The organism is Bradyrhizobium sp. ORS 86 (genome assembly GCF_045571475.1).
In the GTDB taxonomy this organism is placed as follows: Bacteria; Pseudomonadota; Alphaproteobacteria; order Rhizobiales; family Xanthobacteraceae; genus Bradyrhizobium.
In genome coordinates this window covers 1484178-1497346 of record NZ_CP120699.1, presented here as the reverse complement: position 1 = coordinate 1497346, position 13169 = coordinate 1484178, and the positions used below count along the sequence as shown (strand labels likewise).

Below are 13169 nucleotides of genomic sequence, written 5' to 3'. Positions count from 1 at the left end.
TCAACGCTCCCGTGCCAGCCGGGGATCGAGCAGATCGCGCAGCCCGTCGCCGAGCAGGTTGAGGCCGAGCACCGCGATCGCTGATGGCGGCGCCCGGATAGACCGCGAGCATGGGTGACTGGAACAGCAGCGTCTGGGCATCATTCAGCATGCGTCCCCAGGATGGCTGCGGCGGCTGGGTGCCGAGGCCGAGATAGGACAGTGCCGCCTCGGCGAGGATCGCGAGCGCGAACTGGATGGTCGCCTGCACGATCAGGATCGACAGGATATTCGGCAGCACGTGCTCGATGGTGATGCGGAAACCACCCTTGCCGGCGGCGCGCGCGGCGAGGATGAACTCGCGCGCCCAGATCGCGTTGGCCGATCCGCGCGTGACGCGGACGAAAATCGGGATTTGGAAGATGCCAATCGCGGTGATTGAAGTCAGCATGCCGGGACCGACGACGGCGGCGAGCATGATCGCTGAGAGCACGGCGGGAAAGGCAAAGGTGAAATCGCTCATCCGCATAATGAGTTCCGCGGTCCAGCCCTTGCGCGCGGCTGCGATCAACCCAAGACACACGCCGAAGGTGAGACCGATACCGACCGCGATGACGCCGACCACAATGGTGGAGCGCGCCCCGACCAGCAGCAGCGAGACAATGTCGCGGCCGAGCACGTCGGTGCCGAGCCAGTGCGCGGCCGAGGGCGGGTGCAGCTTCGAGGCGACGTCGATGTCGTAGGCCGACCACGGCGTCCACACCAGCGATAGCAGGGCCGCTCCGAGCACCAGCAGGCTGAGTGCAGCCCCAAGCACGAAGCTGCGATGGCGCAGCGCTCGCCGCCAGAAGCCGGTTGCCGGCTTCGCACCGGGCGCAATCGCCGGGACATCGGCGGGAACGGTCAGCGGCGCGCTCACAGGTTGGCGACCTTGATGCGCGGATCGATGAAGGCATAGAGCACATCGACCACGAAGTTGACTGTCACGACCATGGCCGCCAGCAGCATCACGCAATTGCGCACCACGATCAGGTCGCGGTTGGCAATCGACTGGAAGATCAGACGGCCGAGGCCCGGCAGATAGAACACGTTCTCGATCACGATGGTGCCGGCGAGCAGATTGGCGAATTGCAGGCCCATCACCGTCATGACCGGGATCATGGCGTTGCGCAGCACGTGGCGCCACAACACCTCGCGCTTGCCGAGCCCTTTTGCACGCGCGGTGCGGACGAAATCCTCGCGCAGGACCTCCAGCACCGCGGAGCGCGTGACGCGGGCGAGGATCGCAGCCTGCACCACGGCGAGCGAGATCGAAGGGAGCAACAGCGAGCGGATACCCGGCCAGATGCCGTCATCCCAGCCGGCAAACCCACCCGCCGACAGCCATTGCAGCTTCACTGCGAACAGGAGGATCAGGAGGATCGCGAACCAGAAATTCGGCAGCGCGATGCCGACCTGGGTCAGTGACATCACGCCGACGTCGCCGAGCTTGTTATGATTGGCAGCGGTGTAGATGCCGGCGGCGAGCGCCAGCACCACCGTGATCAGCATCGACATCATCGCGAGCGGCACGGTCAGCACCAGCCGTTCGCCGATCAGTCCGGCGACCGGTGTGCCGTAGACATAGCTGCTGCCGAGGTCGCCGACCGCCATGCCCTTGATCCAGAGCAAATAGCGGTAGGTCAGCGGCTGGTCGAGCCCGAGCTTGACGGTGAGCGCGCGCACCGCGTCCGGCGAGGCGTCGGCGCCCATCAGCATCTGCGCGGCGTTGCCGGGCAGCGCGTCCAGCACGAGGAAAATGATCAGCGAAGCGGCAAGCAGTGTCGCCACCAGTGTCAGGATCCGCCGTAAGACAAACAGGCTCATGCGCGCCGGAATTCAGTGCAGAGTGACATCGTGTTGAACTGGAGCCGCAGTGAAGCTTCACCTCTCCCTTGGGAGAGGTCGGCGCGTAGCGCCGGGTGAGGGGTTACCGTCTCTCGTTGCAGCAGCGCCCCCTCACCCGATTTGCAGCCGCAAATCGACCTCTCCCCGCTGGGGAGAGGTGAACCGGGTCCGCGGCCGAACCGATTCAACAAGCTTCATTCCCCTTGATGCTTCGAAGCAACGTTTCAACAAGTTCGGGACCGAATGCAAGTCCTTCGCGTCGTTCACGATCAGGACGGCCGGCGGCCCAGCAGGGCGCTCGCTGCCTCGAACAGCGCTGCGACGCGCAGCAGTTCCGCATCGGCGCGGAAGCGGCCGACCAGATGCAGGCCGATCGGCAGGCCGTCGCCGCCGAAGCCCGAGGGGATGCTGATCGCGGGGTGCCCGGTCATGTTGAACAGCATGGTCCATGGAAACCAGTGCGGCCTTACGCTGTCAAAGCTCCGGCCGTCGATCTCGATGGTGCCGAACAGGTCCTGGTCGATCGGCAGCGCGGTACGCGTGAGGGTCGGCATCGCCAGCCAATCGCCGCGCGCCAAGAGCGCCTGCACGCGGCGGAACAGCGCGGTGCGGTCGAACATCGCCTGCTGGTAGTCGACGCCGGTGACCTCAGCGGCAAGCGCGAGCTGCTTGAGGAATGTCGCGCTCAGATCATTGGGATGGTCCGCTGCGAGCTTCTCGAAGCGGGTACGCCAGACCGTGTGGTTGATGGCGCGCCAGATCGGCTCGATGTCGAAACCTTCGCCGGAAAACTCCTCCAGCTCCGCGCCGAGGCCGGCGAGCCGGTCGAGGCTGGTCTTGAATGACGCGGCGACGTCCGCACTCACCGGCCGTTCCGGCGGTGACAGACAGAACAGGATCTTCTTGCCCCCGAGATCGCCGCGCGGCGCGGCCATATCGAGATAATCCGGCACCGGCACGCCGATCGACCAGGGATCGGAGGCGTCCTCGCCCGCCATCGCCTGCAGCATCAGCGCGGTATCGGCAACGGTGCGCGTGGTCGGCGTGACATAGGTCTGGTTGCCGAAGGTGTCCTGCACCTGGCTGTGCGGGATCACACCGTTGCTCTGCTTGATCCCGACGACGCCGTTGCAGGCCGCCGGAATCCGGGTCGAGCCGCCGCCGTCGGTCGCAACTGCCAGCGGTGCGATACCGCTTGCGACGGCCACCGCAGCGCCGCCACTTGAACCGCCGCTGGAGCGTTCGGCACTCCACGCATTGCGCGTGCGGCCGAACAGCGGCGAGTCGGTCAGGCACTTGCTGCCGAACTCCGGCGTCGTGGTCTTGCCGATCAATATGCCGCCCTGCGCGCGCAGCCGGGCCACCGCCACGGCGTCCTGGTCGGGCACGTTGTCCTGATACGGCACCGCGCCGAAGGTCGTCCGCACGCCCCTGGTGTTGACGATATCCTTGACCGTGAAGGGGATGCCATGCAGCAGGCCGAGCTGCTCACCGGCCATCATTTGCCGCTCGGCGGCTTTGGCCTGCGCCATCGCCTCCTCGCCGCACAGCGTGATGAAGCAGTTCAACTCCGGCTGCAACCGCTCGGCACGGGCGAGCACCGCGCGGGTGACCTCGACGGGAGACAGTTCCTTGCGGCCGATGCGGGCGCGCAACTCAACGGCAGGCAGAAGACACAGATCGTCGCTCATTCGGAACAGGCGCTCGCGTCAGACATGGTCGATGGCCGGCATCGTGCCGCGCACCGCGGGCCAAGTCCATCGCGTCCGGCGCATGGCCTCGGCTCACGCGGTTCCGATCCCGCATGGCCTACCAGGTATCGACAGGCAACTCGCGGCTGCGCGGCGGATCAGCACCGGCACGCGTGCAGGTGAAGGCGGCGCATTTGCATGCAAAGGACAACGCGCGCTTAAGCTCTGCCGCGGTGATGTCGGCCAAGTGCTGCCGCTCGATGCGACCGAGCCGGTGCAGCGCTGCCAGCATCGCAGCCTGGAAACTGTCGCCGGCGCCGATCGTATCCACCACCTTCACCGCCGGCGATGCGGCCTCGATTGATCCAGCGTGCCGGTGCCAGGCACGGGCGCCGCTGTTCCCGCGGGTGATGACGACGAGCGATGCGCCTTCGGACAGCAGCGTCGCCGCCCTGTCGGCGTAGGGCTCGTCGCCAAACAGATAGGCGAAGTCGACGTCGGACATCTTCACGATGTCGGCCTTGCGGCAGAACGTCTGCATGCGCGCGCGATACGCCTCCTTGTCCGCGACCAGGTTCGGCCGGCAATTCGGATCGAGCGAGATCGTCACGCTCGCTCTGGCATCGTCGATGAAGGCCAGCGTCTCGGCTGCGCCCTTGTCGTTGACGAGCGTCGTCGAGCCGGTGTGGACGCATTGGACATCGCTAAGCGCGATCACATCGCGTCGGTAGACCCAGTTTCGCGATGCAGTGTCGGCGTCATAGAAAGCGTACTGGGTTTCGGTCCCGGTGACGCGCGCAAACGCCAGCGTCGCCTGGTGATCGCTGCGGGTCGCATAACGGAGATCGACCGCCGAATTCGCGGCGTGATCAGCGATCATCCTGCCGAACGTATCGGTCGAGATGCCGCCGACGAACCCCGTGGGAACATCCAGCCGCGCCATCCCGATCGCGATATTGAGACAGGAGCCGCCGACTGCGGGCGTCAACGCCTCGCGTCCGTCCGCCGTCTTCGACGGCAGGAAGTCGATCAGCGCATCACCACAACTGAGCAGCATGTCACAAACGCCTTAAATCGACACCGCTTTGCCGGGCGCCCGCGTCATCGCCTCGCGCGCACCTCGATCGAGCTCCCGCAGCATCCTGTGCACACCACGCTTGCGCTGGTGGAAATCGGCCATTTCGGGCCTGGTCGGCTCGCTCAACCGCCCGAGCGCGGACATGCCGGCCATCGCCGCGTTGATCGAATTGTGCGCGCCGCTTGCGACCGCGCCCAGCATCGCAGCGCCCAGCAGCACCGGCTCCTGCGTTTGCGGCAGCGCCACCGTATATCCGGTCGTATCGGCCATAATCTGGCGAACCAGCGGACTGCGGCTCGCGCCGCCGCCGATCACGATGGTCTTGCCACTGGCGCCATGGGCCTGCAGCGCGTCGATGACGTCGGCGAGGCCATAGGCGAGCCCGCACAGGCCAGCGACGAACAGCCGCTCCATCGCGGACACATCGGCGTCGAGATCGAGCCCGGCGATTACGGCGCGCGACCCAGGATCGGCATAAGGGGAGCGGTTGCCGAGAAACTCGGGCAGTACGTGGACGCTGCGCGCCAGCAGCGCTGCAGCGCCGGCATTTCCGGCTCGCGACAGAATGCGCCTCTCAAGATATTCGATGACGTCGAGGCCGTCAGACTTCGCCGCGGCCTGAACCTCGGCATGCGCCGGATGCGATTTGAGCAGATGATCGATCGCGGCTCCCGCAGCCGACTGGCCACCTTCATTGAGCCAGAAGCCCGGCACCATGCCGGAGAAATACGGCCCCCAGACGCCCGGCACGAAGCAGGGCTCGACGGTGGTGGCCATGATGCAGGCCGAGGTCCCCATGATGTAGGCGAGCCGGTTGCAGACATCGACATCGGCGCCGGAGCCATCGCGACCGCCGATCGCACCGACTCCGCCGGCATGAGCATCGATCAGCGAGGCGCCGACCGCCGTTCCCGGCAGCAGGCCGAGATCGCGGGCGGCTTCTTCGGACAGCCCGCGACCAAGCGGCGAGCCGGGCGGCACGATCTCACTGCCGATCCGCGCGAAGCGGTCGGCGGCAAGCGCCTCGAGCCCGACCCGCTCAAGGAACGATTCGCTCCAGCCGCCCTCGCCTGCCACATAGGTCCATTTGCAGGTCACCGTGCAGGTCGATCGCGCCAGCGACCCGGTGGCGCGGAACGAGAGATAATCGGCGAGGTCGAAGAAGTGTCCCGCGGCGGCGAAGGTCACGGGCAGATGCCGCTTCAGCCACAGGATCTTCGGGATCTCCATCTCCGGCGAGATGACGCCACCGACATAGCGCAATACGCGATCACCCGTCGCGTTGACCAACGCGGTCTCGTCCATCGCGCGGTGGTCCATCCAGACCACGACATTGCGTGCGTGATCGCCCGACGGGCTGACGGTGAGCGCTTGTCCGGTCGCATCGAGCACCACGAGCGAACAGGTCGCGTCAAAGCCGATCCCCTTGACATGCTCAGCGCCGACGCCGGCCTCGCGCATCGCACCGCGGACGGAGGCGACGCAAGCCGTCCAGATGTCCTCGGACGACTGCTCGACGATATCGCCGGCCTCATGCCAGACGCGAATCGGATGCCGGGCCGCCCCCAGCAGTTTGCCGACCTCATCGAACACCCCTGCCCGGGCGCTCGCGCTCCCGACGTCCACCCCGATATAGGCTTGCCGCATGACCGCTCCGTTATCTGCGGGGCAAGCCTACCAGCAAGTGTAGCCGCCATCGACCAAAACGATGCTTCCGGTCATCAGGCTGGCGGCCTCCGAGGCGAGGAACAGGACGACGGAAGCGATCTCATCGACCTGGCCCATCCTGGCCATCGGGGTTCCGCCGATCCAGGCGTCGTACATCCGGGGGCTGTTCTTCACGAAGGCGTTCAGCGGCGTCTCGATATAGGTCGGCGCCACCGCATTGACGCGGACGCCGCGCGTCGCCCATTCGGCGGCCAGCGACTTGGTCAGATGGTGCACTGCGGCCTTCGACGCGTTGTAGAAGCACTGCTCCTGCGGCTTGTTGACGATGAAGCCGGACATCGAGCCGACATTGACGATAGTGCCTGACTTTGCCTTCAGCATGTGGTTGCCGAACGCGCGGCAACACCAGAAGGTGCCGTTCAGGTTGACGTCGATGACATTGAGCCAGTGCTCGTCGGTCACCGTCTCCGCCGGCGTCTCGCTGCGCGCGATGCCGGCATTATTGACGAGGATATCGACCTTTCCATATTTGCCGACCAGTTCGTCAGCGACCTCAGAGACACGTCTGGAGTCGGTGACGTCCATCAGCGCGATATCCGCTTCAAAGCCCTTCGCCTTCAGCGCCGCCCTGGCGTCATTGGCGACTTTTGCATCGCGGTCGCCGATGATGACCTTGGCGCCGGCTTCCGCCAGCGCCTCGGCGCAGGCAAGCCCGATGCCCTGGCCGCCGCCGGTGATGATGGCGGACTTGCCGCCGAGCTTGAATTTCTCGAGATACATCTTTTCTTCCCTTGCCTTAGCCTGAGGATCGCAGGCGCACCGCCCTGGCCCGAGCCAATTCCAAACCTGCCGGGTCTTACGCGCGGATCGCCTTTCCGTTGTCGTCGAAACAATGGATGCGGGCCTGATCGGGGATCAGCGACACGTGATCGCCGGGGCTCAAGCCCAATTCGCCGACATAGCGCGCGGTCAACGTTCCGAGCGATCCGGCGTCGACATAGAGGAAGGTGTCGCTGCCGAGATGCTCGGCGACCGCGACCGTGCCCTGCCAGCCCTGTCCGTTGCGCTCGACCTTGAGATGTTCGGGCCGCACGCCGATGGTGGCGGCACCCTGCTGTTTCGCGGGCTCGCCGGTGATGAAATTCATCTTCGGCGAGCCGATGAAGCCGGCGACGAACAGATTGGCCGGCTTCTCATAGAGCTCGAGCGGCGAGCCATATTGCTCGATCTTGCCGCCGTTCAGCACCACGATCTTGTCGGCCATGGTCATAGCCTCGACCTGGTCGTGGGTGACGTAGATTGCCGTGGTGCCGAGCTGCTTCTGCAGCCGCGTCACCTCCAGCCGCATCTGCACCCGCAGGGCGGCGTCGAGGTTCGACAGCGGCTCGTCGAACAGGAACGCCTTCGGCTCGCGTACGATGGCGCGCCCGATCGCGACGCGCTGGCGTTGGCCGCCGGACAGTTCGCGCGGCTTGCGATCGAGATAGGGCGTAAGATTGAGCGTGGCCGCGGCCGCCTCGACCTTGCGGGTGATCTCGTCCTTGGCGGCACCGGCCATCTTCAGGCCGAACGCGATGTTGCCGCGCACGCTCATATGCGGGTAGAGCGCGTAGGACTGGAACACCATCGACAGCCCCCGCTTGGCCGGCGGCACGTCGACGACATTGCGTCCGTCGATCAGGATGGCGCCGCCGGTGACGTCCTCAAGCCCCGCGATCAGCCGCAGCAGCGTGGTCTTGCCGCAGCCGGAGGGGCCGACGAAGACCACGAAGGAGCCGTCGGCGATGTCGAGATCGGCGCCCTTGATGATGTGGACCGGCCCGAACGATTTTTGCACACCCTGCAGTGTAATCTGACCCATGGCGAAAGCCTTTCTGCTACTTGACCGCGCCGAAGGTCAGGCCGCGGACGAGCTGCCGCTGACTGAACCAGCCGAGCACGAGAATGGGCGCGATCGCGAGCGTCGACGCCGCCGACAATTTCGCCCAGAACAATCCCTCCGGGCTCGAATAGGACGCGATGAATACGGTGAGCGGCGCGGCTTCCAGCGTCGACAGATTGAGCGTCCAGAATGCCTCGTTCCAGGCCAGGATCAGGTTGAGCAGCAGGGTCGAGGCGAGCCCCGGGATCGCCATCGGCGTCAGCACGTAGATGAGCTCGCGCCCGATGGTGGCGCCGTCCATCCGCGCCGCCTCCAGGATGTCCTTCGGGATCTCCTTGAAATAGGTGAACAGCATCCAGATCACGATCGGCAGATTGCCGAGGCACAGAATGAAGATTAGGCCGGCGCGGGTGTCGAGCAGGCCGAGATTGCGGTAGATCAGATAGATCGGCACCAGCACGCCGACCGGTGGCATCATCTTGGTGGACAGCATCCAGAGCAGGACGTCCTTGGTCCGCTTGGTCGGCGAGAATGCCATCGACCAGGCGGCCGGGATCGCGATCAGCAGGGCAATCAGCGTCGATCCGCCGGCAATGATGATCGAGTTGAGCGCGTGATGGAAATAGTCGCTGCGCTCCTGCACCGTGACGTAGTTCTCGGTGGTCCAGTGGAAGAACAGGAACGAGGGCGGAATGGCGAAGGCCTCGAGTTCGGTCTTGAAGCTCGCCAGCACCATCCAGAGGATCGGGAAGAAGATCACGAAGCCGACCAGCCACGCGGCCAGCGTCGAGATCACCTTGCGTCTTGTCGTCACCATCCGCGCCATGGCGTTACGCCTCCAGATTCCGGCCGACGATACGAACGAGGAAGAACGCGACGATGTTGGCGAGCACGACCGCGACCAGGCCGCCCGCCGAGGCGCTGCCGACATCGTACTGGATCAGCGCCTGCGAATAGATCAGGAAGGCGATGTTGGTGGTCTGCAAGCCCGGACCGCCGCCGGTGGTGACGAAAATCTCCGCAAACACCGTGAGCAGGAAGATGGTCTCGATCAGGATCACCACCGTGATCGGGCGCGCCAGGTGCGGCAGCGTGATGTAGATGAAGGTCGAGACCGCGCTCGCCCCATCCATCTCCGCCGCCTCCTTCTGCTCCTCGTCGAGCGACTGCAGCGCGGTGAGCAGGATCAGGGTTGCGAACGGCAACCATTGCCATGAGATGATCAGGATCACCGAGAACAGCGGCGCGTCGTTGAACCAGTCGATCGGAGCCATCCCGAACAACTGGGCGATCCAGGCGAACAGGCCCGACACCGGATGCATCAAGAGGTTCTTCCAGACCAGTGCGCTCACCGTCGGCATCACGAAGAATGGTGCGATCACCATCAACCGGACGATCGAGAGCCCGACCACCTGCTGATCGAGCAGCAGCGCCAGCGGCACGCCGAGCAGAATCGTGATGGCGAGCACCGACCCGACCAGCACCAGCGTGTTCTGCAGCGAGGCGAGAAAAGCCGGATCGGTGAGAAAGTAACGGAAGTTGTCCAGCCCGACGAATTCCTCGGAGCCCGGATCGAGCAGATTGTAGTGCAACGTGGAGAAGTAGATCGTGAGCGCGAGCGGCACGATCATCCAGATGAACAGCAGCGCCACGGCGGGACTGAGCAGTGTACGGGCAAGCAGTTGGGTCTGCTGGGTCGCCATCCCCGCCTCCTTCCATCGAAAGGAGCGGCCATCCCGCTGCGGGACAGGATGGCCGCGAGTGGCCCAGCTCGGGAGGATTGAGCTGGTCAGAAAGCCAAGGCGCACGTGCGCGTCTTGGCCCATCGTTTGCACATGCGCTACTTGATGTAGCCCGCTCGCTTCATCTCGCGCTCGGTCGAGGACTGCGCGGCACTGAGCGCAGCGTCGACAGTTGTGGAGCCGGACAACGCCGCCGAGAACTGCTGGCCCACCGCGGTGCCGATGCCCTGGAATTCAGGGATCGCCGCGTACTGCACGCCGACATAAGGCACCGGTTTCACCGTCGGCTTGTTCGGATCGGCCGCATCGATCGAGGCCAGCGTCATCTTGGCGAACGGCGCGGCCTTCAGATAGTCCGGATTCTGATACAGCGAGGTCCGCGTGCCCGGAGGCACATTGGCCCAGCCTTCCTTGGACGCGACGAGCTTGGTGTAGTCCTTGCTGGTTGCCCACGCGATGAACTTCTCGGCCGCATCGACCTTCTTCGAGCCGGCCGGAATCGCAAGACTCCAGGCCCATAGCCAGTTGGCGTTCTTGCCGAGCCCGGTGTTCGGCGCCAGCGCGAAGCCGACCTTGTCGGCGACCTTGGAATCCTTCGGGTTGGTCACGAAGGACGCCGCGACGGTGGCGTCGATCCACATCGCGCATTTGCCGGCGTTGAACAACGCGAGGTTCTCGTTGAAGCCATTGGAGCTCGCACCGGGAGGGCCGGCCTGCTTCATCAGGTCGACATAGGTGGTGAGCGTCTTCTTCCACTCGGGCGAGTTGAACTGCGGCTGCCACTTCTCGTCGAACCACCGCGCACCATAGGAATTGGCCATCGCGGTCAGGAACGCCATGTTCTCACCCCAACCGGCCTTGCCGCGCAGGCAGATGCCGTAGACGCCGGCGGACTTGTCGGTCAACTTCTTGGCGGCATCGACAATGAAGTCCCAGGTCGGCTTCTCCGGCATGGTCAGTCCGGCCTTCTGGAACAGGTCGGTGCGATACATCGTCATCGAGCTTTCGCCATAGAACGGCGCGGCATAGAGCTTGCCGTCGACCGACACGGCATCACGAATCTTCGGCAAGAGGTCGTTGATGTCGTAGTCGGCGCCGAGCTTGTCGAGCGGCACCAGCCAGTTCTTCTTGGCCCAGATCGGCACCTCATAAGTGCCGATGGTCAGCACGTCGAACTGGCCGCCCTTGGTGGCGATATCGGTGGTGACGCGCTGGCGCAGCACGTTCTCCTCAAGCGTCACCCACTTGACGGTGATGTCCGGATTCTTGGCGGTGAAGTCGCTGGTGAGCCCCTGCATGCGGATCATGTCGCCATTGTTGACGGTCGCGACCGTCAGCGTGGTCTGGGCGATCGAGGGGGCAGAGAGCAAAAGAGCAGCCGCGCCCGTGACGGCGCAAAGGACGTTCTTCAAGGTGACCTCCCATATGCCACGTTGAGCATATGCCCACGTGTTGAGCGTATGTTCAACCCGTCCTCGAATTTTGTCAAGCGCGCGGACGCGCCGGCGCGTGCGGTTATCGGCGCCGTGAGACCCCCAAAGCGAGTTATTGCCGGCGCAAAAGGCGCCTAATGGTCGAGGACCGCGCGCGCCGTCGCCTCATCCGTGATGAGGCCGTTGACCACGCGGCCGGCAAGCGCGGCCTTGATCGCCGGCACCTTGGCGGCGCCGACCGCCGCGCCGATCGTGGTTGATACCGCCGGAATCTGGGGCGGAATGCTGGTCAGCCGCTTGTTGGTGCCACCTTTGATCAGCCGCCCCTTGGCATCATAGGCCCAACCGGTCACCTCGCCTGCTGCGCCGAGCCGCATCATCTCGAGCAGCTCCTCGCGGGTGACGAAGCCATCGATATGCACCTGAGCCTTCTGATCCATCTGGCCGATGCCGATCAATCGGAGATCAGCCTTGGCGGCGACCGCCCTCACCCTGGCGATCGGCTCGATGCGGACCATGCGATTGCGCTCGTCCTCGCTCGACATCAGGAAAGGTAGCGGCATCGGGTAATGGCGTGCACCGGTACGGTCCGCCAGCCGGCCGACCGTATCGTAAAAGCTTGCCGAGCCATCGGCGGAGATATTGCCGACCAGCGAGACGATCTGGTGATCGGGCCGCTCGATCGGCGACACACGCTCGACTGCGGCGCGCACGGCGCGACCGGTGCCCAGCGCGACGATCACCGGCGTCTCCGAGCGCAGCGTCATCTCCAGCAGATTCGCGCTGCGCTCGGCGATTCCGGCGTTTGATGTCGGCGCCGCCGGATCGGTCGGAACGACCTCGCAATGCACGAGATCGAAGCGCTCCTTCAGCCTCGAGGCCAGCTCCATACAGGCCGCGATAGGATGTTCGAGACGGAAGGTGATTAGCCGCTCCGCCAGGCACAGCGAGACCAGGCGCTGCGCGGAGGCGCGCGACACCTGCAGCATCTTGGCGATCTCGTCCTGGGTGTGGCCTGCAATGAAATAAAGCCAGCCGGCGCGCGCCGCATCGTCCAGGCGGGACTTTTCGTTGTCGGGCGCAGCCATCCTGTATCAACCTTCCGTCCAGAAATCGGCCATCGCAGCGAAGATTCGATCCGCTCCAGCGTCGCGCAGCAGAGCACTGCCGTCCCGCAACCGATAGTGGGCCCCCCCGACAAATCCCCACACTTTCATGCCCGCCGTCTTCGCCGCCGCCACACCGCTGATGCTGTCCTCGATGACCAGCGTGCGCCGCGGATCAAATCCCATCCGGCCCGCGGCATGCAGGAACAGATCCGGCGCCGGCTTGCCGTGCTTGACCATCTGGGACGTGAAGAGCCGTTGCGCGAAATAGGGCGCCAGGCCCGTCAACTCCAACGAAAACTTCACCCGGTCAAGGTCGCTGGATGATGCGACACAGTATGGCACGCGCAACTCCGCCAGTATGGCCGCGACCCCTGATATCGGCCTGAGCTGAGATCGAAAGGTTTCACGGACCCGTCCGGCGAGATCAGCCAGGAAGTCCACAGGCACGGCCCGGCCGGCGGCCCGGCAGTACTCGAGCACGGCCGCCGTGCTGCGACCGAGGAAACGTTCGAGCGCCTGTTCGGTGCTCATCTCGATGCCCGCCCGCGTCAGCGCGTCCGACAAGCAGCGGCAGCTCAACTCCTCGCTGTCGACGAGAACGCCGTCGCAGTCGAAGATGACGAGATCTATCTCGGGGAGCCGGAAATCCATCCAGACATGAGATCATATGCTCAAGCGATGAGCAATAGCTCGACAGATG

11 protein-coding genes and 1 pseudogene are annotated in these 13169 nt (G+C 64.9%); all 12 read right to left on the bottom strand.

Annotation, left to right across the window (positions count from 1 at the left end):
- Nucleotides 1-898: pseudogene (locus P6U25_RS06895) on the bottom strand (ABC transporter permease).
- Nucleotides 895-1845 carry an ABC transporter permease gene (locus P6U25_RS06890; RefSeq protein WP_407150753.1) on the bottom strand — a complete coding sequence of 317 codons (951 nt, stop codon included), beginning with the start codon at nucleotides 1843-1845 and terminating at the stop codon, nucleotides 895-897. The pseudogene P6U25_RS06895 and the gene P6U25_RS06890 overlap by 4 nt, the downstream one beginning before the upstream one ends.
- A 290-nt stretch (nucleotides 1846-2135) precedes the next feature.
- Nucleotides 2136-3557, bottom strand: coding sequence for an amidase (locus P6U25_RS06885; RefSeq protein ID WP_407150752.1), 1422 nt, complete (start codon nucleotides 3555-3557; stop codon nucleotides 2136-2138).
- Nucleotides 3558-3675: 118 nt separating this feature from the next.
- Nucleotides 3676-4614, bottom strand: a complete 939-nt coding sequence (locus tag P6U25_RS06880) for a carbohydrate kinase family protein (protein ID WP_407150751.1) — start codon at nucleotides 4612-4614, stop codon at nucleotides 3676-3678.
- Between the two features lie 12 nt (nucleotides 4615-4626).
- Complete coding sequence (locus P6U25_RS06875) at nucleotides 4627-6282, bottom strand: FGGY-family carbohydrate kinase (protein ID WP_407150750.1); 1656 nt, start codon at nucleotides 6280-6282, stop codon at nucleotides 4627-4629.
- Nucleotides 6283-6309: 27 nt separating this feature from the next.
- Nucleotides 6310-7083 (bottom strand): SDR family NAD(P)-dependent oxidoreductase, encoded by a 774-nt coding sequence (locus P6U25_RS06870; protein ID WP_407150749.1) that lies wholly within the window; start codon nucleotides 7081-7083, stop codon nucleotides 6310-6312.
- A 76-nt stretch (nucleotides 7084-7159) separates the two neighbouring features.
- On the bottom strand, nucleotides 7160-8164 hold the full coding sequence (locus tag P6U25_RS06865) for an ABC transporter ATP-binding protein (RefSeq protein WP_407150748.1): 1005 nt from the start codon (nucleotides 8162-8164) through the stop codon (nucleotides 7160-7162).
- Nucleotides 8165-8180: 16 nt separating this feature from the next.
- Nucleotides 8181-9011, bottom strand: coding sequence for a carbohydrate ABC transporter permease (locus P6U25_RS06860; RefSeq protein WP_407150747.1), 831 nt, complete (start codon nucleotides 9009-9011; stop codon nucleotides 8181-8183).
- A 4-nt stretch (nucleotides 9012-9015) separates the two neighbouring features.
- A complete protein-coding gene (locus tag P6U25_RS06855; protein ID WP_407150746.1) occupies nucleotides 9016-9888 on the bottom strand; it encodes a carbohydrate ABC transporter permease in 873 nt (290 codons plus the stop codon).
- A gap of 137 nt (nucleotides 9889-10025) precedes the next feature.
- Nucleotides 10026-11339, bottom strand: coding sequence for an ABC transporter substrate-binding protein (locus tag P6U25_RS06850; RefSeq protein WP_407150745.1), 1314 nt, complete (start codon nucleotides 11337-11339; stop codon nucleotides 10026-10028).
- 155 nt (nucleotides 11340-11494) lie between these two features.
- Nucleotides 11495-12448: a sugar-binding transcriptional regulator gene (locus P6U25_RS06845; protein ID WP_407150744.1), complete on the bottom strand. Its 954-nt coding sequence runs from the start codon at nucleotides 12446-12448 to the stop codon at nucleotides 11495-11497.
- 6 nt (nucleotides 12449-12454) lie between these two features.
- On the bottom strand, nucleotides 12455-13120 hold the full coding sequence (locus P6U25_RS06840; RefSeq protein ID WP_407150743.1) for an HAD family hydrolase: 666 nt from the start codon (nucleotides 13118-13120) through the stop codon (nucleotides 12455-12457).
- Nucleotides 13121-13169: the final 49 nt, after the last annotated feature.